This is a genomic window from Pseudanabaena yagii GIHE-NHR1 (assembly GCF_012863495.1).
Taxonomy (GTDB): domain Bacteria; phylum Cyanobacteriota; class Cyanobacteriia; order Pseudanabaenales; family Pseudanabaenaceae; genus Pseudanabaena; species Pseudanabaena yagii.
In genome coordinates this window covers 814,620-838,245 of record NZ_JAAVJL010000001.1, presented here as the reverse complement: position 1 = coordinate 838,245, position 23,626 = coordinate 814,620, and the positions used below count along the sequence as shown (strand labels likewise).

The 23,626-nt window shown below is 42.1% G+C and carries 14 protein-coding genes and 1 other RNA gene; 9 read left to right on the top strand and 6 right to left on the bottom strand.

Annotated elements, in window-relative coordinates; all coding sequences use genetic code 11:
- Window positions 1-94: 94 nt before the first annotated feature.
- Window positions 95-961 (top strand): 16S rRNA (cytosine(1402)-N(4))-methyltransferase RsmH, encoded by an 867-nt coding sequence (rsmH, locus tag HC246_RS04025; RefSeq protein ID WP_169362266.1) that lies wholly within the window; start codon window positions 95-97, stop codon window positions 959-961.
- 21 nt (window positions 962-982) lie between these two features.
- Here rsmH and polA read toward each other — a convergent pair whose 3' ends face one another.
- Complete coding sequence (gene polA / locus HC246_RS04020; RefSeq protein ID WP_169362265.1) at window positions 983-3,832, bottom strand: DNA polymerase I; 2,850 nt, start codon at window positions 3,830-3,832, stop codon at window positions 983-985.
- Window positions 3,833-3,936: 104 nt separating this feature from the next.
- Entirely contained in the window at window positions 3,937-5,175 is a 1,239-nt protein-coding gene (locus tag HC246_RS04015) for a dicarboxylate/amino acid:cation symporter (protein ID WP_169362264.1), read from the bottom strand.
- Window positions 5,176-5,631: 456 nt separating this feature from the next.
- Here HC246_RS04015 and HC246_RS04010 point away from each other — a divergent pair, with 456 nt between their 5' ends.
- Both HC246_RS04010 and HC246_RS04005 read left to right on the top strand, forming a co-directional pair.
- Window positions 5,632-6,450: a fumarylacetoacetate hydrolase family protein gene (locus HC246_RS04010; protein ID WP_169362263.1), complete on the top strand. Its 819-nt coding sequence runs from the start codon at window positions 5,632-5,634 to the stop codon at window positions 6,448-6,450.
- A 489-nt stretch (window positions 6,451-6,939) separates the two neighbouring features.
- Complete coding sequence (locus tag HC246_RS04005) at window positions 6,940-7,788, top strand: COP23 domain-containing protein (protein WP_225902907.1); 849 nt, start codon at window positions 6,940-6,942, stop codon at window positions 7,786-7,788.
- Between the two features lie 54 nt (window positions 7,789-7,842).
- On the opposite strand, the gene HC246_RS04000 is transcribed toward HC246_RS04005, so the two are convergent.
- The 3 genes from HC246_RS04000 to HC246_RS03990 form a co-directional block, all read right to left on the bottom strand.
- The gene (locus HC246_RS04000) at window positions 7,843-9,045 is read right to left on the bottom strand and encodes a phosphoglycerate kinase (protein WP_169362262.1); all 1,203 of its coding nucleotides are present in this window, start codon (window positions 9,043-9,045) and stop codon (window positions 7,843-7,845) included.
- A 314-nt stretch (window positions 9,046-9,359) separates the two neighbouring features.
- Window positions 9,360-12,944 carry an ATP-binding response regulator gene (locus HC246_RS03995; RefSeq protein ID WP_169362261.1) on the bottom strand — a complete coding sequence of 1,195 codons (3,585 nt, stop codon included), beginning with the start codon at window positions 12,942-12,944 and terminating at the stop codon, window positions 9,360-9,362.
- Window positions 12,945-13,000: 56 nt separating this feature from the next.
- A complete protein-coding gene (locus HC246_RS03990) occupies window positions 13,001-16,279 on the bottom strand; it encodes a methyl-accepting chemotaxis protein (RefSeq protein ID WP_169362260.1) in 3,279 nt (1,092 codons plus the stop codon).
- 634 nt (window positions 16,280-16,913) lie between these two features.
- On the opposite strand from HC246_RS03990, the gene HC246_RS03985 reads away from it, so the two are divergent.
- Complete coding sequence (locus HC246_RS03985) at window positions 16,914-17,975, top strand: 1,9-bis(guanidino)-5-aza-nonane synthase (RefSeq protein WP_169362259.1); 1,062 nt, start codon at window positions 16,914-16,916, stop codon at window positions 17,973-17,975.
- 211 nt (window positions 17,976-18,186) lie between these two features.
- On the opposite strand, the gene HC246_RS03980 is transcribed toward HC246_RS03985, so the two are convergent.
- The gene (locus tag HC246_RS03980) at window positions 18,187-20,559 is read right to left on the bottom strand and encodes a PP2C family protein-serine/threonine phosphatase (protein WP_169362258.1); all 2,373 of its coding nucleotides are present in this window, start codon (window positions 20,557-20,559) and stop codon (window positions 18,187-18,189) included.
- Window positions 20,560-20,951: 392 nt separating this feature from the next.
- On the opposite strand from HC246_RS03980, the gene HC246_RS03975 reads away from it, so the two are divergent.
- The 5 genes from HC246_RS03975 to HC246_RS03955 all read left to right on the top strand — a co-directional run bounded on the left by HC246_RS03975 (window position 20,952) and on the right by HC246_RS03955 (window position 23,566).
- Window positions 20,952-21,173, top strand: a complete 222-nt coding sequence (locus HC246_RS03975) for a DUF7219 family protein (RefSeq protein WP_169362257.1) — start codon at window positions 20,952-20,954, stop codon at window positions 21,171-21,173.
- Between the two features lie 219 nt (window positions 21,174-21,392).
- Window positions 21,393-21,489, top strand: an RNA gene (ffs, locus tag HC246_RS03970) — signal recognition particle sRNA small type.
- 35 nt (window positions 21,490-21,524) lie between these two features.
- A complete protein-coding gene (locus tag HC246_RS03965; RefSeq protein ID WP_169362256.1) occupies window positions 21,525-22,724 on the top strand; it encodes an argininosuccinate synthase in 1,200 nt (399 codons plus the stop codon).
- A 46-nt stretch (window positions 22,725-22,770) separates the two neighbouring features.
- Window positions 22,771-23,208: a PH domain-containing protein gene (locus HC246_RS03960; protein ID WP_169362255.1), complete on the top strand. Its 438-nt coding sequence runs from the start codon at window positions 22,771-22,773 to the stop codon at window positions 23,206-23,208.
- 181 nt (window positions 23,209-23,389) lie between these two features.
- A complete protein-coding gene (locus HC246_RS03955; protein WP_169362254.1) occupies window positions 23,390-23,566 on the top strand; it encodes a diguanylate cyclase domain-containing protein in 177 nt (58 codons plus the stop codon).
- The last annotated feature ends 60 nt before the right edge of the window (window positions 23,567-23,626 follow it).

Here is a 23,626-nt window from a genome sequence, read left to right as displayed (position 1 = left end):
CAAAATTTTTTAGCTACAGCTTTTGAAAGTATAGTAGCTACAAGCCACCAAGAAAGATTCGCCCAAAAATTCGATTCAGCTAAACATCAAAAGTATGACTGCTCAGTTTCATCATGTCCCCGTCCTTGCCGAACCCACGATCGCAGGTTTAGAAATCGTTTCAGGTGGAATATATCTCGATTGCACAGTGGGTGGTGGTGGTCATAGCGCCTTGATTTTGCAAGCGGCGGAGAATGTGAGCTTAGTGGGAATCGATCGCGATGAAATGGCGATCGCTGCGGCTAGTGAAAATCTCAAAGAATATGCAAATAGAGTCACCTTTTGGCGAGGTAACTTTTGTGAATATAAACCCGCACCAGATTTAAAGTTTGATGGCATTCTTGCAGATTTGGGAGTGAGTTCAACCCAGTTTGATGTTGCCGAGCGAGGCTTTAGCTTTCGAGAATCTGGAGATCTCGATATGCGAATGGATAATCGCCAAACCCTTACAGCCGCCGAAATTATCAATCACTACCAAGAAAAAGAACTGGCGGATATCTTTTTTACGCTTGGAGAAGAAAGATTATCGCGCAGAATTGCCCGTCAGATTGTCGAGAAGCGTCCCTTTAGAACTACCTTAGAACTTGCTAATGCCATCTCCGCCTGTGTTCCCGCCAGCTATCGTCATGGCAGGATTCACCCCGCAACCCGCACCTTTCAAGCTTTACGCATCGCCGTTAACCGTGAATTAGAAAGCCTTGAAAAATGGCTAGCTATTGCACCCAATTGGTTAAAAGCTGGTGGCAAAATTGCGGTGATTACCTTCCATAGTTTAGAAGATCGCATTGTCAAGCATACTTTCCGCGAAGACGATCGCCTCCAAGTAATCACCAAAAAAGTGATCATTGCCACCGATGCAGAAATTCGCGCCAATCCGCGATCGCGATCGGCGAAATTACGCATTGCACAGAAAAAGGAATAATCGCAACACATTGCGTTGTGATTACTTTGCCTCCATCCAATTTTTGCCAGTGTGAATATCTACTTCTAGCTTGACGGAAAGCTTCAAAGCATTTTCCATTGCTAATTTGATCTTTGGTTGCAATTCCGCCACTTCTTCAGGAGGAACCTCGAACACTAATTCATCATGGACTTGCAGCAGTAGTCGTGCTTGATAATCTTTAAGAAGTTCATGCACTCTGAGCATCGCAAGTTTCACAATGTCAGCGCTGGTTCCCTGTATCGGTGCATTGACTGCCGATCGCAACAAGGCTGCTTTTTGATAGCCGCCCATATCTTTAAGATTGCGGAAATAGCGTCTTCTGCCTAGCACAGTCTGCACATAGCCATCCCGTTCGGCTTCTGCTTCCACGCTTTGCATATAGGTAAAGATGCGTTCATAGCGCTGGTTGAATTTCTCAATGAATTGCTTGGCTTGTTTTACTGGCACACCAATATCACGGCTAAATTTCTGCGCTCCCATGCCATAGATCACACCGTAGTTAATAATTTTGGCGAGGCGACGTTCTTCACTATTTACTTCTTCTTTTTCTAGCAGCAGTTGCGCTGTGACTGTATGCACATCCTCACCAGCGTTAAAGGCTCGCATTAATTCAGGCTCTTGGCTTAAATGGGCAAGAATCCGCAATTCAATTTGAGAATAGTCGGCAGCCATTAAAATCCAATCTTCCTTGGGCAAAAATCCTGCACGAATCCGCTTACTAAAGGCAGTGCGGATGGGAATATTTTGCAAGTTGGGATTGGAACTGCTTAAGCGTCCTGTAGCGGTAACAGTTTGATTGAAATCGGTATGCACGCGCCCAGTTTTTGGTTGAATCAGTGAGGGTAAAGCATCGACATAGGTAGATTTCAGTTTAGCAAGGGTGCGGTTTTCGAGAATGGTGTCTATAAGTGGATGAACACCTTCTAATTTATTTAGAACAGTAACATCAGTGGAATATCCTGTCTTACTTTTGCGTGATTTTCCAGTAAATTTGTCACCAAGCTTTTCTACTAAAATTTCGCTTAATTGCTTGGGGGAATTAAGGTTAAACTCTTGTCCTGCCTGTTGATAGGCAGCGATCGCTAAAGCATCTAGGTCTTTCTCTAATTCCTTGGAGAAAATACCTAAATATTCTTTATCGATCCTAATACCGCGCCATTCCATTTCCGCAAGAATTGGCTCTAGGGGCATTTCTAAATTTTGGAACAATTCCCACAATTCAGGAACAGATTTTAACTTCTCTTCTAAAATCGGTTGAATATGATAGGTGATATAGGTATCCATGCCGCAATATTGAGCGACATCGGGAATATCTACTTCGGCGATCGATTTGAGTTTGCCGACAAGGGTTTTATAGCTTACAGTGCGGATTTGCAGCAAGTCCATCGCCAGATCATCAAGCTTATGGCTTGCCTCTGGATCGATGACATAGCTAGCGATCATTGTATCGAATGCCACACCTGCTAGTTCGATGCCTGCGGACTTAAACATCAAGCGATCAAATTTGGCATTTTGCAAATATTTAGGATAGCTAGGATCTTCGAGAATGGGCTTGAGAATCGCGCTTACTTCTTCCCATTGTAGGTTTTGCCCTGAATTATGGCTTAAAGGGATATAAGCAACTTCACTAATAGAATCGCCCCAACAGCAACCTATACCCACTAACTCCGCCTCAAAGGGATTTAATGCCGAGGTTTCCGTATCCCATGCGGCTGGTTGCTTATTACTCAGGATTTTGCATAAATTCTCTAATTTAGGAATTGTGTCAATAATCTGTACATCTAATTTTAAAGAAGCGGTTGCGGCGATCGCTTGATTCTCCTCTTGCTTAGCAAAATCAAACCACAACTCCTCATCCTCCCCATTCGGAGCCGATGTTTTGTTCCCCTCTCCCACTGGGAGAGGGGCTGGGGGTGAGGGCTTCTTCTCATAATTCCCCGACAATTTCGCCTGAATTTGATCGACGCGCTTGATAAAGTCTTTTAGCTCAAGTTCCTCTAATATCGGAACTAACTGCTCCGTATCAAAACCTGTCAACTTACAATCAGCGATCGCTACAGGAAGCGGCACATCGGTTTTAATCGTCGCCATAAATTGCGAGTGCTTTGCATCCTCAATCCCTTGCTCTAGCTTGGCTTTAACTGCTCCCTTCATACTAGGCAAAGCTGCCAAAACATTCTCTAACGAACCATATTCGGTAATTAACTTAACCGCCGTTTTTTCACCAATCCCTCGCACCCCCGGAATATTGTCGGAAGCGTCACCGCAGAGAGCTTTATAGTCCACAACCTGCGTAGGTAATACGCCTAACCTCTCTTTTACTTGATCGGCATGGTATTCTACAATCTTATCTTTTTGTCCCAAGTTCAATACCGAAATCCGCTTTTCGGCATCAATTAGCTGAAACAAATCGCGATCGCCACTTAAGATCTTGACGGTGTAACCCTCCGCACTCGCCGCCTGTGAGAGCGTTCCCAAGACATCATCCGCCTCAAAACCTGCTTGGGTAATCGCGGGCAAATTCATTGCTGCTAATACTTTTTGTAAGTTCTGAATATCAGGAATAAAGCTCTCAGGGGTTTCCGAGCGATTTGCCTTGTAGGTATCGTCAATTTCATGGCGAAAGGTGGGCTGAGCAAGGTCAAAGGCGATCGCTACAGCCGCAGGTTTTTCGCGATCGAGCATCTCAATTAATGCCTTCAAAAAGCCAAAACAAACACTGGTGGGGATTCCTGTCGAAGTTCGCAAGCCGCCTTCGGGATGTTTACCAAAGGCATAAAAGGCGCGAAACGCGAGGGAATGTCCGTCAACGAGTAAGAATGTGGGGTGGTTTTGTGCGCTTGAAGTCATGATGCTCGTTTTAAAGTTTTGGCGATCTTTTGGCGATCGCTAGTCTTAGGTTAACCGATCGCTGATTATAGTGCGATTATTACCACAAATTGTATGGATATTATTTAGCTTTTGAGCGCAGGTAGCCCTTCAACCTCTGAGCTTTGTTCTGTTTCCCAATGACTAAGGATGATGGCATTTACACTATTACCAATGATATTCACCACGGTTTTTAAGCCATCGGTAATGCGATCGATGCCCGCCACCAGTGCGATCGCTTCTAAGGGCAATCCTGCGGCTGATAGTACCGTTGCCATCGTAATTAATGCGGAACCCGGAACCCCCGGAGTACTAAAGGAAACTAATAAACTACTAACAGCGATCGCTGTTAAGAGAGAAGGCGTTAAAGGAACCTGATAAATTTGCGTGACGAATAGCGCATTAAATCCCTGCAAAATAGCAGCCCCATCACGTTTGAGAGCAGTTCCCAAGGGAATCGCAAAACTGGCAATCTCTTCTCGCAAGCCATAGTTCTCTTGAATATTCTGCAATACTACAGGTAATGCAGCATTCGAGCTAGCAGTGCCAAAGGCTAAGGCGATCGCCTCCGAGAGACTACGCAAAAACTTAGTAGGATTAGCTTTGAGCAGCAGCAGTACAATCATATCGAAACTCAACATGATCGAAGAGGCAATCACTAGTCCTAGAACATAGAGAAATAATTTAGCGATGAGGTCTAGTCCTTGAGTGGCGATCGTCGAACTCATCAAGGCAAAGACTCCTAAAGGAGCCGCATACAGAATAACCGAAAGCGTTTTCTCGCTGATGTGATAGATACTTTCAATAAATTCTACAAATGGCTTTGCTTTATCCGCCGCAAGTTGTACTCCAATACCTAAGAATACTGCCGAAAAAATGATTTGTAATAGATTACCAGTGCTGAGTGCTTCTAAGGGATTGACAGGAATGAGACTCACTAACCAAGTTACTAGTGAAGGAGCTTCAGTGACATTAATTTCTGTGGACACCGTAAAACCAGTTACACCACTCCCTGGTTGTAGTAAGTAGGCTGTTCCCATACCCACACAAAGAGCGATCGAGCTAGTCACAACATAGCTCGTCATTAACTTGACTGTATACCGTCCGACTTGTCCTGCCCCTTGGATGCGCGTTAATCCCATAATTAATGAAGAGAAAACGATGGGAACTACGACAAATTGAATCAATCTTAAAAAGGATTCACCAATAGGAGCCAGAATATTTTGATTAATGATGGCAATATGTTCAGGGAAGGTTGTATTTAGTACTGTTCCAAATACAACACCAATCCCAAGGGAAAGAAGAATAAACGTAGATAGATTCATATGCTAATTGGCTAGGGTGAGAAGCGCTGGCTAGTGATGCGGAAATACAGTTTGCTGAGACAGTGGTGAACCTAGCTTAAGTTAGCTTAATAGGGAATAACAGAAAGTCCAGTGTGAACGACGATCCCCGTCATACGGGGCTTTAAAATTTTTGAAATTGCGGCTTAGCCACGCTTTCAAAAATTTCTCTGTACTACTTTGAACCTCAACAGGCTATATCAATAGGAATCAATAGGGCTTACGCAATGCTAACGAGTTTACTGGGTTTTTAGGAGATGTGGTGCGGGCAAAGCCCACACCACATCTCCTAAGTTTGTTACGGAGTTGCTAGTTAGGTGGGGCAAAGTGCAAATCCTTGAATCTAGGTTTATTATGGCGATTGCTATATAATCAATGCTGCTAGATTAATGCAGTTAAGTTACCCCTCTCAAAATTTAAATACGAAAAAAAGATGTTATGGCGGATCGTTATGTTCGCGTAAAAACTACTCAAGGACAGGTTTATTACGGACTACTAGAGTTAAATCAAGCCGTAAAGGTACTTAGTACCGCACCTTGGTTAGGAGGGGAGCCAAATGGTGAATTACTTGCTCCAGATACTTATCAGCTTTTATATCCCTGTGAGCCAAGCAAAATTGTTGCTGTTGGTAAGAATTACTCTGCCCATGCTGCGGAAATGGGCGGAGAAGTCCCTAAGGAGCCGATTATATTTTTAAAGCCGACCACTACTTTAATTTCTCCTGATGCTGAGATTGCCTTGCCGCCACAGTCTAAACGGGTGGAGTATGAAGGTGAACTAGCTTTAGTAATTGGTGAGCGTTGTTTTAACCTGACCCCCAATCAGGCGATCGCTGCTATTTGGGGCTATACGATCGCTAATGATGTCACTGCTAGAGATTTGCAAAGAAGTGATAGTCAATGGACAAGAGGCAAGGGTTTTGATACTTTCTGTCCTCTTGGTCCTTGGATTGTGCGTGAGATCAATCCATCGGCAATGCTGCAAACTTTTGTGAATGAAAGTAAAAAGCCTGTCCAGTCGGCGGCGATCGATGAAATGGTCTTTTCTCCAGATTATATTGTTTCCTACATTAGTCAGATTATGACTTTGCTACCCGGAGATATTGTGATTACGGGAACACCTGAAGGTGTGGGTCCCATTCAAGAAGGCGATCGCGTTTATATCGAAATTGAAGGTATTGGTAAGTTGCAAAACACGGTGATTCTGCGAGAGCCTTTACCAATAGAAGTAGATCCTGAAGAAAGTGAAATTAATTAGACTAATCAAAAGGGGATGCTTTAGCATCCCCTTTTGATTAGTTCGATTTTGGAAGAAGGCTAAGGGACGCGCAGTAAAATCAACGCGAGTTCGGGATAATTTGAAACGGGCTTTGAGAGAGGGTTTGCGTAGCAAACCCTCTCTCAAAGCCCAAAAGTAAAAGCCTTGCTACGCAAGGCTTTTACTTTTGGGCTTTTAAAATTTGCTAGCTTAACCCGAACTGACGTTAAAATCAGCAACCAATTTTTGTAGCACAGCTTAGCTGTGCTACAAAAATTGGTTGCTGATAAATCGCAGAAACGTAAGGGAACATATTTGTTAAAACTGATGTCATTAATAGGTGGTTAGCCTCATAGTTGCACAATAATAGTTGCATGATCATTGTCTATAGAAATCTCATACAATGCTGCAAGAGATCTAAAAATCGGCAATAAATTTTTGGGGGATTTGCGTTTTCATCCATCACCACTCCTTACACACACTAATCCTATGAATTACCATCTTGATAAATCATCAAAATTGCGACCTGTTGGCTGCTTATCAGTAGCGATCGCCTTAGCTTTACCTTGGGGTATGGCTGCGTTGCCTAGTTTCGCCCAAATTATTCCTGTAGAAACTAAGCCTAGTACGACAACTTCGCCAGCACCTAGTAATCCACCTGCATCACAACTCCCATCAGATAAACCCAACGATAAGGCAGCAAATCCTAGCGATAACAAAAATGCCAGATTTAGCTGCCAAGTGCGCGATGGGCAATATATCGTCGTCTATCAACCTAAGAGTCAACCTCAAAAATATTTCCCTTGGGCAGCACCCAGCGCTATGGGAGATGGCTGGTCGCCTGAGCGTCGTTGTAATGAAATTAGTCGCCGCCTTGAATCCTACCGTCCCGATGGTTTGCTAGAAATGCGAACCAGCACAGAAAATGGATACAACGTTATTTGTGCCACAACTGATAAAAATTCTGCTTGTCGGATTGTCTTGACAGTGCCCAATGGTCAAGATCCGATCGCTACTCGCGATAAGGTTTTTGGTAATCTCGCCACTGCTGATAGCGGTCAAACTACTACTGCTGTTAATACTTATCGAGGACGCGATCGCTCTTTAGGTGATCTCACAGGCAACCTTGGTTTAGGTGGCATTGATCTCTCAAGCATCAATGGTGTTCTCGGATCAGTTCTATCAACGAATCGCCCTGCACCTACTGCGTCAAATATTCGTGGTGGCAATATCTACTTGAAGCCATTTCTCGATCCTAGTGATGGCGGTACTGGTGCTAGCTTAGGCACTAGCAACTTCAACGGTGGTAGAAGACTTAATCCTGATAATTTTCGCTAAATAAAAAAGGGTCGCGAAGCGACCCTTTTTTATTTAGCAAGGCTATTTGAAAAATTAAGCTTCGTTCAAAGCAGCAATACCAGGGAGGATCTTGCCTTCGAGCAATTCTAAGCTTGCACCACCACCAGTGGAGATGTGGCTCATCTTTTCAGCAACGCCAACTTTCTCAACTGCGGCTACGGAGTCACCACCACCGATGATGGTGATTGTGCCTTTGCCAGTCAAGTCTGCGAGGGTATGGGCGATCGCTTCAGTACCAACGGCAAACTTATCAAATTCAAATACACCCATAGGACCATTCCAAATTACGGATTTGCAATCTGCAAGCGCATCTTGGAATACCTTAACGGAGTCAGGACCAATATCTAAGCCCATCCAACCATCGGGAATAGCGTTAATGCTGACGGTTTGAGAATCAGCATCGGGCTTGAAGTTGTCGGCAACTACTACATCGGTAGGAAGTAAGAACTTAACACCACGTTCTGCGGCTTTCTTTTCGAGAGCGCGAGCTAGGTCTAGCTTATCTTCTTCAACGAGAGACTTACCAACACTTAAGCCACGAGCTTTGTAGAATGTGAAGATCATGCCGCCGCCGATGAGCAGTACATCAACCTTATCGAGCAGGGTTTCGATAACGCCGATCTTGCTGGAAACTTTGGAACCACCAACGATCGCTGCGAGAGGACGCTGAGGATTGTCGATCGCACCACTGAGGTATTGCAATTCCTTGTCGAGCAAGAAGCCAGCAACGGAGGTGCTGATGTACTTGGTTACGCCTTCGGTCGAAGCATGGGCGCGGTGGGCAGTACCAAAAGCATCATTTACATAGATGTCAGCCAAGGAAGCTAACTTTTGAGCAAATTCAGGATCGTTCTTTTCTTCTTCAGGATAGAAACGAACGTTTTCTAGCAAAGCCACATCACCATTGTTGAGGGCATTAACTTGAGCTGCGACCGCATCACCGATACAGTCATCGGTCTTGACTACAGACTTTCCGATCAACTCTGACAAACGAGCAGCTACAGCATTGAGGCGAAGACCTTCAGTAACACCCTTGGGTCTGCCGAAGTGACTGGTGAGGATGACACGCGCACCAGCATCGGTCAAATACTTAATCGTTGGCAAAGCTGCACGGATACGGGTATCGTCGGTAATTTTGCCAGTTTCGTCTTGAGGAACGTTGAAATCGACTCTGACTAATACCTTTTTGCCTGCCAAGTCAGCAGCAGTCAAGCTTGCTAGATTCTTTTTTGCCATAAAAATTTAAGTTTTTAGTATATAAAGTTGCTTTTTTACAAAGTCTTAATAATTTTACACAAATCTGTCCACTTCAAACTAGTCATAAGTAAAAATACTTACCGCTAAATTAAGTGATTATTTTGTGATTACTAACATCCGTTCAGGTTAAGGACTTTGCTATTAATTAAAGTACCTGTGGCTTCGACTCCGCTCAGCCAAAGTTGCTGAGCGGAGTCGAAGCTAGATAACTTTGGTGGGACATTTTTTATCTGCAAGAGCCTAAGCTGGCAAATCCTTTCTCATAGCCTGTTTTAAATTATCCCGAACTCGTGTTACCTAGAAGCGATCTCTTGTAAGGTTTTAACCAATTCTTGCTCTCGATAGGGCTTGCTGAAGTAGGCATTAGCACCCAGCTCTAAGGCGAGCTTTTGATCATTTTCATTATTGCGGGCTGTGAGTACCACAATCGGTAAATTGTGTAATTCTGCATCGGAGCGGATACCAGATAGGAGCTTAAACCCATCCATTTGAGGCATCTCCAAATCTGTAATCACAATATCAATATCTAATTTGTCCTTGAGTCGATCCTTCAGAAATGCGATCGCGGCTTTACCATCCTGTACCTGTTCAGTGAGAAAACCTGATCTTGCTAAGGTCATAGCAAGATAGCGTCGCACATTGGCTGAAGACTCAACGATCAGTACCTTTGGCTGGCTAGAAGTTCTTTTCTGACCATCATGTAAATCACTCATAAAAATGCCAGAGCTTTCGAGATTTTCTGGCTCAGATGTTTGGTTCAAAGAACGTACTGGTTGCTCCAAAAATTCTGATATATCCGACTCGTTAGATTGATCATTGACGGTGAAGAAATCCGATAGACTTTTCAAATTCTCTAGCTGAGGGGTATTATTCTGTAAATCAGGAAAACTGTCATGGTCAGACTGCGAATCTAATACACCGATATTAGGGTGCGATCGCAAGCATTGATTAACTAACTCTGTCTGATTAATTAAAGCTACTGCCTGATTGTCTCCTAGGATTACAGAGCCGCTAAAGATTGATGGTAGGGCAATATCTCCCTCAATTTGATGAAATGTCGCTTCTTGCTCATGCCAGCAACCATCGGTTTGCAGTGCAAATAAATTATGATCATGCTGAATAATTAGGTATGAAGGGACAGCGATCGCAGGTCTATAGTTTTGTGTTTGATTGGTGAATGTTGGGTTTTGATTATTAAGTGGTGCATTCCTCTGATAGGAATTACGCTGACAATTGAGCTTAAGTAAAGAATTGAGACGCACAATAGGCACAATGTGATCATTCCATGCTAGAGTTTCTGGCTCTTCATTGACATTAGCTTCGTCTTCATTGATGGGTATAACTTCGCGAATGCTTCTGCTCGCGATCGCTAAACACATTTGATCAATATCAATTAGCAATACCCTAAGTAAGGAAATCGTAATGGGCAAAGTTACGGTTACTTGAGTGCCTTGACCTAAATGTGATTTAACGGAAATCTTCCCTCCGACATTCCACAACTTCTTACGAACATTACTTAACTTTGCAATATTTTCCAAATAGGAAATGCTACTGGTCTGATTATCAAATCCTCGCCCATCATCACTAATTCTAATAATTGTTTGATCATCGGTTTGAGTGGCGATAATTTCAATCTTGCCTTGTAATGATTTACCTTGTTGATGACGCTCACTAGTCGGTTCTATACTATGCTCAAAAGCATTACGAAGTAATAGCTCAAGGGTCTCACCTACTAGAGTTACAATTTCTCGATCTATGCCAATTTCCGAACCTTGGACAATTAACTCAACTTGCTTCCCATGCTCTAAGGAAAGGTCATGTAAGATGCGTGGAAACTTTCTTACCAGACTAGATATTGGGTATTTAAGAACTTGTCGAAAGTTTTTTCTTAAATTACGAACATCATGGCTAATTGCATAGGATTGCTTTTCGGTATGCTCAAGGATGCCAGTAATCAGTTCTAAGGTATTTTGTAAAGTTGCGATCGCCTTTTGATTGCCAGTAGCTTGTGGCTCTAACACCTGCAATTGTTTTCGAGCTTCGTGGGACAACACACGCATTTCACTTAAATAAACATCTAAGTTTCCCTTTCTTACCAACAATTCCTCTGATAGATCTTCCCAAAGTTCTAAATAATTAAGAGGAACTCGAATATTAGCCTCGTGATAATCAATATTTGTCAGATGCGTATCTAATGGCTTAAGAATTCCTAAATCTGAATCTTCAGAGGAATGTAAGTCTATCTTGATCTCCTTTGTCATGTTTAGCGATAAAGGCGCAATATTCTCAAGATCCTTATCAATAGCTGTATCCGCACTTAAAGCTGGATATTCAATTTCTTGATGATGACTATCTACTAATGCCAAATCATCAGGACTAGGTATAGTTTTGTTCTGATAAATGGGTGATTCTTCTATGGCGGTATCCACATCTGAGCTAGAAAAATCCTGAGATTTGATCATATCTAGCCAGAGTAAGTCACTCTCTTTTTGTGACTGATCAATGCTACTAAGTTGAGATTCATACTGCTCTTCTAAACTACTAAGTTGAGATTCAGACTGATTTCCTAAACTACTGAGCTGAGATTCAGCCTGATCTTCTAATTCTTCTACTTGTTGTGAGTCTTCAAGAAAATCTAAAGAATCCATAGACTCTAAAGAATTCCAAAATGCAGCTTCATCTTCATCTAATGGTAACGGCTCAAAAAAACTATTAGCAATCTCGTCGTCTATGTCTATAAGTTTGCTTTCATCAGCAGGGAAAGGAAAAGGTTGACTTGATACAGTTTCAACTTCGTCAAGATCCTCTGCGCGATCGTCATTATGGGCATTTAGCTCTGCCCAAGACTGTAACGCTCCAAATTGGTGCCAATGATTATCTAAGTCATCTTCCCCATTTTCCCAGTTAACCCCCTGTAGTGTAGTCTCGTCTTCATTCCCCAATAGATGCTCAGTATTATTTGATGGAAAGATATCCTTAAGTAATTCTGGCATTGGTAATCTTTGTTGGTCTCTCAAATTAATCAGATTATCAAGTTGAGCATCAAAATCTTCAGATATTGCTGGTATTTTCTGATTGGCTGCGACATGGGTGACTTCTTCGCTAGCAATTTGAGATGAGTCTTGATTGAGATCTAACGATGATTGAAATGGCTCTATCTGAGATTCCTCGAAATCCTGTTCTAGCGATTGCGGCACATCTAGATCCTCTAATTGCAGCAAAAAGAATGTGTCGGCATTTTCTGATTGATTCATTTGATTAAAAGATAGAAAATCATCGAAGTTTTCAGTCTCGCTATCTTCTACATCAAATAAATGCAAACCCTCAAAGGTGTCATTTAGGTTAAAAGGTAAATTTAATGACTCAATTTCTTGATCATTAAGCTCATTACTATCAATATTATCTTGGTTAGTAATTATGGAACTGGGATGATAGTCATAGCTCTGTTTCTTGGCAGCTAAACTATTATTTATTTGCGTAAATAAATTATTTTGTAAGTCAAGCCAGTTAGGGTTTGGTGCTGAGGCAAAGCAATATTCATTGATAATTTGACGCAGCATAATGATTACTTCTATAAGTAATTCTTTAAGATGCTGATTAATACAATCTGAGCGATCGCCTAATACCTTGATCGCATCATCAAAGCGGTTGGTGATATTTGTAAAAATAGGGCTTTGGCTATAAAAATCTGCCTTAGTTGCAGATTCCCTAAGTTGGCTATAGGTAGTGAGTACTTGATCAATCTGTTGATTGAAATTTGATAGACTCGGATCTAGTTCTGAAATTTGCTTTTCTAGATCACTAGTATAAAGCTGGGCTTCTTCAGAAAAGATTTGTTTGGTTTGTTGTGATTCTGTTTCAATCATTGCAGGAGTCATTATATGTAGCTCTAGTGAACTTTTTCCCTTGACGCTAGATGGCTAGCTTTAATCACTTATCGAGTCTTAAATTGAGCCAAAGCTTGTTGTAAGTCCCCAGAATATCTTTTAGTTGACTTGAGGAACTTTGATACTTCCGAAGAAGCCGCTAGATTCCTTTTGGCAATATGTGAGATATCCTTCATTAAGTTGGCAACACCTTCTGAGGTTTGTACCTGTGAAATGGTGGCATCGGAAATCGACGATACTAACTCATCAATTTGTTGAGAAATATGAGAGATTTGCAGCAGACTATCTTTTGCTGAGATTGCTAATGTGGCGCTCTCAGCAGCTTGGTTGCTACCAGATTCAACTGCCATCATGACGGCATTCGCCTCAGTTTGAATACTATTCAGTAAACCTTCGACTTCTTTGGTCGCTGCTACTGAGCGTGCTGCTAGTTCCCCTACTTCTTCTGCGACCATCGCAAATCCATTACCCATATCTCCTGAACGAGAGGCTTCAAGGGTGGCATTAATCGCTAGAAAGTTAGTCTTTATAGCGATTTCATTAATTGCGGAAATTGCCTTGGCAATTTTTTGCGAGACTTCACCTAAGTGCTTGACTCGCTTGGCGGTATTGGCGACAGTACCTTGCAATTCCCCGACTTTTGTCATCACTGCATCAATAGATCGATCACTTTCAGAGAGCTTTTCCGCAACCATTTGCGATGATTTCAGCACATTCTGGCTGTTGGTTGTGATGGAGTTAGCGGATATCTTCGCCATTTGCACTGTATTTAGCGATCGCGTCACCGTATCGACCTGTCTCTGAGAAACACTTGTCAGATTGGCGATCGCCTGTTCATTTTGCCCAAGCGACAAGTTAACTTGACTAGCAGAGGATTTAACTTGCCCAACGATGTTTTGCAATCCACGGATGACATCATCAAAGAATATGGAGACATTATTGAGATTGCCGTCAATGGATTTGGTCGCAACAGTCAAATCACCATCAGCTAAAGCCTGTACATCCTTCAGCATTTGCATCAGTTGAGCTTGCAGATCAGATTTCTGCTGACGATAGCTCTCAACTTCAGCATTCCGTTGTACCATTTCCCCACGAATTTTTTTACCCAATTGCATGATTTTTTGATCGGATAAATCATCTTCTTGCACTTCTTGTTTTTCTTCCCTTGCAAGCTTAGATAAAACCTTGAACATTTTAACCACTTGCGCTTGGAGCCTTTGTCGTTCCTGTTCTTGCTTTTGCATCATGACTTGGAACTGATCAGACATTTTATTTATGCTTAAGGAAATATCAGCTAGTTCATCATTTCCTTCTACGCTGAGGGTTCCAAAGCTAATATCAGTATTGCCTCGGCTAAGATCGCGTAAAGCTGAACGAATATCCTTAAGTCGGTTACTTAATCGTCGTGATAGCGCATAGGCGATCGCTGCGACCAGCAAAGGTGTCGCCGCAATGCCAATACCGATCACCAGCAGCAGATTTTGATTCCCCGAAATGGCTGTGGCTTTATCGATAGTGGTGACTATATCCCAAGCCATGCCATAACTTTGCATATTAGAAATGGGGGCATAGGCAAGTATTTGGGGATTGCGGTCACCCTTTACAATTTCTGGGAGATCATTGGATGGCAATGAACGTAAGCTCGGGAGCATTGCAAAATCTGTTAATGCATCCTCGGCAAGCGTAACAGGCTGAGAACTAGCAATATATTTGTTCGCATTATCAATTACATAGAAATTGCTACCTCCATTACTATTTCTATTATTGCTTAACTCACTTACTAAAGACTTTACGGGGATTTCCACCTGTAAAATCATGCCTACTTTTTGAGAAACTGAACTCTTAACGGATGTTACTGCATATAAATAAGTACCATCCTTATCAACCACAGGATTCCCAATTAATACATTGTCAGCCGTAGCAGCTTTATTGAGAAGATTAGGATTAATTGTTTGAAGCGTTTTAGAGTTATTGGATTGTGCTAACAGTTCTCCATTGGTGCTAAATATCGCAATGCTCGTATATTGTGGATAGGCTTGACTATAGAGATTTAAGCGATTAGTTAAGAGTTGCTTATATTGACGTTGTTGGTTGATCGGTAAAGATGCTAATAGCTTAATTGTCTTATTCGATTCCGATGGATTTGTCGTAATAGTATTCTGTCCAGCATTTTGTAGGGTGTTTTGTCCTACCTCTGCTGAGACCAACAATGTCTTCAGTACCCCGACATCACTTGTTTGTCTGTGTAAGAAATTTTCAGTGGTTTTAGCAAGTGAGATCGCTTCCGACTGTTGTCCTTGCTTGACCTTTGTGAGTAACAAACCATCACCGACCTTGTAGGCTGTTACCCCTAAAATAACTGCAGGGATAGTAGCAACTAAAGCCCCCCATAAAGTGATTTTTTGTCCCACTGTAGAAAATTTCAGCATATCTTCCAAAGCGATCGCTGAATTTGCGGAGGTTGCAGACTTATTGCTCACAACCTCCGCAAGGTTCCCTTGCTCACCAGCATCTATAAATACTTCTGATTCTAAGGGTGGAAATTCAACTTGGGGCTTTTTCTTTTTGCTCTTCTTTGTCTTTTTGTCTTGTGGATTGCTATTTTGCAGATTAGCGATCGTGTCCTGCAAAATTGATGCTGTTATTGATGGTGGTGCGGAAGAATTAGTAGACCTTTCCGTTGGCTCATCACTGAAAATAAACGACTCACTGGCAGGTTCGTCGGGAATGATTGTCTGTTGCTTATTTTCCAATAGAGCGGCAATCGCAGGTGGTGGTGGCACTAGTCCATTGCTAACTTTGATGGCGGTTTGAGGCTTAGACACGTTGTTATTACTAAGAATACTAGAATTAGAAGCTAATAGAGTTTCATCCCCACTACTCTCAGCTAAATCAGAATTAGATGCGATCGCATTATCTACTAGACGACTTATCCCCAATATCGCATTACTTTGAGGATGCATGACTTGGGTGATTTCTTGTTGCGAAGATGAATCATGCAATTTATGGGAGCTATCTAGATCTTTTGGGATAGCCTTTTGGGATTCAGTTTTTTGAGCGCTATGAGCTAACTTATTTTGAATTTGAGCAAGGGATGTACTAGCCAGATCAAGCAAATCAGGATCGTCCGTAAGGGTCAATACCTGTTGATATTGCACCTTAGCGTACTCAATTTTACCCGCTTTACGAAAGGTTGCGCCCAACCAAATATGCAGTTTGGGATTGCGAGGATCTTCATACAACAATTCTGAGAACTGCTGCATTGCCTCTTCATACCGCCCCTCTGCATAGGAGTGTAGAGCCGCCTGATACTGCGCTGTCATCATGATCGTCCCTGTATGAAATACGTCTATACTTGTTTCAAATAAGGAGTCTTAGGTCTCTACAAGCCTCCTAATACACAATTAAACGCATTAATATGTAAATCCTCTAGCGCCATTTTGCTTGTGTTTATTAAAAAAAGTGCTATTGTATTTAAGGACTTGTTACTCTCAGTTATACAGAAATTGAAAAAGCTGGTTTTATTGCTTGGATGTGATTGGCTCCTCAACGAGAAGCTAGGCGACAGACGTGAGTCTGACCCTACTCTTTCTTGGGATGATGCCTGTGAAGGTCCCAGTATGTTCCGATCGACCTTCTAACTATTAGGGTTGTAACAACCGTTAACAGCCTAGGTCGATCGCTTCTCAACGAATGGGAAGAATAAATATTTTCAAAACTGAATATCTAGCATAAAGAACTGTTTGGACAGGGATTTTCTCATGTTCAGGTTTTAGCTTGGCAGTAATTGGTGTTTTGACTAACATACAAGGCTGTCAATATTTAACTTGTGACATATCAAAAAGTTTCGGTTCTACGATGTTCGATTTTGCTTGTTCAGTTTTTGAAGCTTGCTCAATTTTTATTGCATACATTTGCATACATCTACTAACACACAAACATCTAGGACTATAGAGAACCATGAAACGCGAACTACTTAAACAGACTGTTGAACATATTGACATCAAGGCTTTTGATGTTGTGGGATTGGTTGATGCAATGGCAAATACCGCTTTTCAAGGACGTAATCTTGGACGCGCGGCTCGTATTTACGACAACATGATCCAAGATAAGGATTGTGCAATCATCCTATGTTTAGCAGGTTCTTTATTTAGTGCAGGACTTAAGGGAGTCATCTACGATCTGATCGTCAACAACATGGTAGACATGATTGTCTCTACAGGCGCAAATATCGTTGATCAAGACTTCTTTGAGGCTCTCGGCTTCCGTCACTATGTGGGTGATACCTTCGCAGATGATACGGTACTCCGCGAAAATGCGATCGATCGCATCTATGACACCTACATCGACGAAGACGAACTGCGCGTTTGCGACATGACGATCGCGGAAATTGCGAATTCTCTTCCTCCTCGTGCTTACTCCTCTCGCGAATTTATCCATGAAATGGGGGCATATCTAGATAAGAATGCCAAAAATCGTCACTCTGTCGTTTTGGCAGCTTATGAGCATCAAGTTCCTATCTTCGTTCCTGCCTTCAGTGATTGCTCCGCAGGTTTTGGCTTAGTACATCATCAGTGGAATTCTCCCGAAGAGCATGTCAGCATTGACTCGGTAAAGGATTTCCGTGAATTGACTCAATGCAAGTTGGCAAGCCCTCACACTGGTCTATTCATGATCGGTGGTGGTGTTCCTAAGAACTTCGCTCAAGATACTGTCGTTGCCGCAGAATTGCTCGGATTCGATGCAGCAATGCACAAGTATGCAGTCCAAATCACTGTTGCTGATGAACGTGATGGCGCTCTATCAGGTTCTACTTTGAAAGAAGCACATTCTTGGGGCAAAGTAGATATCGTCCAAGAGCAGATGGTGTTCTCGGAAGCAACTGTAGCTCTACCTCTGATTGCAGGCTATGTCTATGGGAAGAAGAACTGGTGCGATCGCGCTCCTCGTCAGTTAGCCCAAGTTTTCAACAAGCCATCTGTTACTAGTTTCAGTAATATTCCTACTCCTGTTAGCGTATAGAAAAAAAGCCTCGCAATGCGAGGCTTTTTTTACGTCAGTTCGGGTTAAGTTGGCAAATTTTAAAAAGCCCAAAAGTAAAAGCCTCGCAATGCGAGGCTTTTACTTTTGGGCTTTTAGAGAGGGTTTGCGTAGCAAACCCTCTCTAAAAGCCTGTTTCAAATTATCCCGAACTCGCGTTTTTTAGGACTGGTAGCACATGCTACCAGTTCTTTTATTTTTGTTTGAGAACTAGCAATGTGATGTCGTCATAGATTTTTTGTGTGCCAATATGCGATCTCAAATCATCAATAACTGCCTGCCGAATGCTACTTGCCGATTCCTCTACATGTTGACGAACTACTTCACATAAGCGATCCACACCATAGAGTTGACGAGATTCATTTTCTGCTTCCGTAATCCCATCGGTATACAGCACCATGACATCGCCTAAATCTAAATGAATCTGTTTTTGAGCTAGAAAATCAGAAATCTCTTCCTCTAGACCAATGGGAAATCCCAGATCGATAGTATCAAAGCGTTCTAGATTTCCATTTTGACGCACCACAATAATTTCTTCATGCTGGCCACTTAAGGTCAATTTGCCATGTTCATAGTCAATGAGAGAGAGAGTTAAATTTTTGTCCGATGACATTCTCTGCACATTGCCATAAATAGTACGGTTAAGGGTATCTAAAAAACGAACAGGATCATTTTCTTCGCTTTGCAATAAAGTCCTTACGGCTGTCTGCACCATGATCATTAGCACACCACTTTCTAGCCCATGACCAGTAACATCGCCGATGCCGATTTTGATGCGTCCATGCTGTTGCAGTACATCGTAATAATCGCCACCCACCTCAGCAGCAGGTTCCATAAAGCCAGCAATATCTAGACCTAAGATTAACGATAGTTCCTGCTCTTTTGGTAGGATCATCTGCTGGAGTTTGCGCGTGACTTCTAGCTCACTACTCATCCGCATATTCTCATGCTTGAGGCGATTATTTAGCGCCAGAATTTGCTGATTAGCCTTCTCTAAGGCTATTTCTGCAATCTTGCGTTGATTAATGTCTTCAACAGTTCCTTCGTAATAGATGATGTTGCCTTGCCGATCGCGAATGGCTCGGACATTTTCACTGATCCAAATAGTGCTGCGATCTCGTTTATATATTTGTGATTCAAAGTTAGTAATTTTGTCATTTACTTCCATGAGTTGCTGAAACTGATGGCGGCGATCGCTATCCACATAAAGATGTGTTTGGATATCAACTATTTCATCGAGCATTTGTGCTACCGAATCATAGCCATAAATCTGAGCCAGCGCGGGGTTCACACTGATATATTTGCCATTGACCGTAGTTTGAAAGATGCCATCGACAGAGTTTTCAAAAATACCTCGATATTTAGCTTCAGATTCCCTCAGCGCGATCGCAACATTATTAAATGATTGAACTACCATCGACAATTCATCTTTACTATTGAGATTGACCAAGATTTCACCCCCATTAGTCATTTGTTTAGATGCGATATCTAACTGATTTACAGTTTGCATTACTGCTAGGTAAAAACCGATAAATAAATAGATGATAGTGATGAAAATCACTGCTATAAAAATCAAGATAAATTGTTTGCGTTGCTCAAATCCTTGAATGCGATAAGTCAATAGCTCATCGAGACGATCAACAACCTGTTGCCAGAGTGTAAAGCTATCATCTAGAGTGCTTTCCATCTCTTGCCGATAGAAACTATCTGTAAAATTAAATTTATTTTCTTGTCTTACTAACTCATTGGTATAAGCGTTGAATTCACTAACACTAACAACAAAATTACGCAGAGGAATATTGAGAGAGTTACGGAGATTTTGGCGCGGATTATTGTTAAAAGCTCTCTCTAGATTTGCGGCGATCGCATTATTGTAATTATTTAATAAGCTAATGCAAGCAATTAATTTCTCTTTATTATCATTGCTAATTTCTTTTTTAAAGATAACTTCTGCCTCTATCTGCATAATTTGATGCAGGAGCTTTTGCATCTCTGGCAACTTCACAGCACTCGCATCCATCAGATAGTAAGTATCAAGATCTGGATCGAGAATCAAATTGGAGAAGTCAACTATATGGATACGGAAGCGATCGAGTTGTTCGAGGAGAGCATCATGATTCCGAAAAGAAGCAAACTCTTTACTATCTCTGAGACTAATCCATGCAAACTTGATATCTTGCAATTTATCGCTAGTTTGGACGACCTTACCTAATTGGCGATCAACATTTGTGAGCTTGATAAATGCTTGATCAATCTTATTTTGTAAATCGATTAATTCCTGTGACTGGGAATGTAATATTTGACCGAAACTTTGGGTATCTTTATAGAACTGGCGCTGTAAAATTAACTGTCTGCGGGGGATATGCTGCCAGAGTTGGTTTAGAGGACGGAGGTAAGCATTGCCATAGATTTCTTTTTGAGTAAATTCAATGCGGCTATTGATTTCCGATAGTAGTAAGTTCATTACTAGTGCTAGCGGCAAAACAAATAGCAAGCTAATCAGAAAAAATTTCTGGGGATATTTCAGACGGTTCATAAGTGCGATCGCAGGTTTAAATAGCGTCATAACCTTGCTGAAAGTGCTTTTCTAGACTATTTCGTTGCATAAGACCTGTTAAAACTTGGAGCCCGCTAGCTGGGAAACGATATATAGATGATGCACTACATTTATGTTTTTATGTTTTGCCATCGCTCCAGAAATAATTACTTCTTTAGCAATTGGTCATAGATTTCCTTAAATAGAAATTTCAACTATGTCGGGAACTTATCACAAACTGACCCATCATAATAAGTTAAATCTAGGTTAAGATTAGGTTAATAAAAATCGCTCACGCCTATCAAATTTAAATAGCTGCCAAAAAAGGTTATAACCCGCACTAATGTGCCATCTCACCTTTCAGGATTTTAAGGCTACCTAACATCTAGTCACCCTGAGTTGCCATCCAAGGAGGGAAAATCATGTCTACCGCAACCAAAGTTATGTTTCCCCGTTCTCGTTACTACGGTAAATTTACACCCGAGAACTTAATGTTTAACTCCAATTTGCAAGAGTTTTCGCATCGGGTCAGTATTATTTGTGCCTTAGAAACGGGCGGTAAGCTTTCATCTCAAGAGGCTTATACGCAAATTGCAGAACTATGGCAGCAACTCGAAAAGTCTAAACAAAACCTCGCAATATAAAGAAGGCGGCGCAATGCGCCGCCTTCTTTGTTTAACGTCAGTTCGGGTTAAGCTGGCAACTTTTAGGCTTTGAGAGAGGGTTGGCTACGCCAACCCTCTCTCAAAGCCCGTTTCAAATTATCCCGAACGCGCGTTTGCTTAGGTATGTATGTGTGGATTTGCCAACAATTAGTCTAAACTTCTGGTTTAAATTCCGCGCTTAGTGCTAATCTTGTTAATGGCTCGGATCTATGCGATCTTAACGCCCGAATCGTGTCAGGGTCGGAAGACAGCAGCACTAAGGGATGCTTGAGGTAGGCGTAGTACCCGGGCTACTTTTTTTAGGTTTAGAAATCGGTTTAGGAGAGATCCATGGGTCGGGCGAAAAAAGTCGTACTTGCGTATTCGGGCGGCGTTGATACATCTGTTTGCATTCCTTATCTCAAGCAAGAATGGGGTGTTGAAGAAGTCATTACCCTTGCAGCAGATCTAGGACAAGGCGATGAATTAGCACCGATTAAACAAAAGGCTCTAGATTCAGGAGCTTCGGTTTCTCTAGTTAGAGATGTTACTAAAGAATTTGTTACAGACTATGCCTTTCCTGCGATTAAAGCCAATGCGCTTTATGAAAATCGCTATCCTTTAACTACGGCTCTAGCACGTCCTCTCATTGCCAAGATTTTGGTTGAGGCAGCCGAAGAATATGGTGCAGATGCAGTAGCCCACGGCTGTACAGGTAAAGGTAATGACCAAGTGCGCTTTGATGTGTCGATCGCTGCACTTAACCCTGATATTAAGGTGTTAGCTCCTGCCCGTGAATGGGGGATGAGCCGCGAAGAAACAATCGCCTATGGTGAAAAGTTTGGAATTCCTTCCCCAGTAAAGAAATCTTCTCCTTTCAGTATTGATCGCAACTTGCTCGGACGCAGCATCGAAGCAGGTCCCCTTGAGGATGCTTGGAATGAGCCACCTGAAGAAATTTATGACTTCACCAAGGCGATCGCGGATACTCCCGACGAGCCAACCTATACCGAAATTGGCTTTGAGAAAGGTCTACCCGTATCGCTCGATGGTCAAGCCCTTGAGCCAGTGGAGTTAGTCACCCGACTCAATGCGATCGCTGGCGGTAATGGTTATGGACGCATCGACATGGTAGAAAATCGTCTCGTCGGGATCAAGTCTCGCGAGATCTATGAAGCACCTGCGATGTTGGTCTTAATCCATGCTCACCGCGACCTCGAAAGCCTCGCCCTTCCCTCTGACCTAGCTCAATACAAGCGTGGTGTCGAGGAAACCTATGGCAAGATCATTTACAACGGCTTGTGGTATAGCCCTCTCAAAGCTGCCCTTGATGCTTTTATTGATAAGAGCCAAGAGCGCGTGACAGGTGTGGTTCGCGTTAAATTCCATAAAGGTAACGCCACCATCGTTGGTCGTAAATCCGTTAATTCTCTCTACGACGAAGAGTTGGCAACCTATACTAGTGCTGACCAATTCGACCATAAAGCAGCCGAAGGCTTTATTTATGTTTGGGGTCTGCCAATCCGTGTATGGGCGCAGAAAACCAGATAAACTAAAAAGGAGCGCTTAGCGCTCCTTTTTAGTTTATATAGCCACTATGACAAAAGCTCCTTTACACGAAGAACGCATTCTGTTTAAAGGTCATCCTGCTGTAATTGGTAGTGTGACTAGGTTAATGATTTCTGTGTTTACTTTAGGAATTGGAGCACTTTGGTTTTGGCTAAAATCGATTAATACTCAATATTTAATTACTTCCCAGCGAATTGTGATCGAAACTGGGATATTTTCTAGAGCGATCGAGACCTTAGAAATTTATCAAATTGATGATATTCATCTCGAAAAGCCATTAAATCAAAGGATTATGGGTAGTGGCAATATGCTCTTGATTACCCGCGATCTATCAGCTCCAAAGATATTATTAGAACGCTTACCCATAGATGTAAGGGAACTATACGAGCAGATGCGCCCATGCATTCAAGAAGCGAGATTTCGCTTTCGCGTTCGTGATGAAGAAAATCCTAGGGAGTTTAGCTAAGGAGATTTGTTTTAGACTCATGATGATATGAGTCTAAATTTTATGAGTCCAAATCTTCTTATGTAGAAAGTGGCAAGAATCACTTAGCGATTCTTGCCATTTTCTGCCATTTATACTCTGCAAAGCATATTGCAAATGAATATATCAAAACTTATATAGATCTCAGAAAGTTATATAAAATTTGCGCCTGACAGCCCAAAAAGTGGAAGTGATTGTCAATATTGATGGGTTGACCCAAATTGCAAATCATCGATGCTTTACTGATCGCTTAGAGAAAGAATGGCTGAGACTATGCCGAGAGTATAAACCTATTACTTTGATTCTGAGCTTAGACAAAACTATCGAAATTCCTGATTAATCAAGCACATCAATCACTCTAGAACGCACAGCAACAAGGATGTAACCAAACCGCAATATA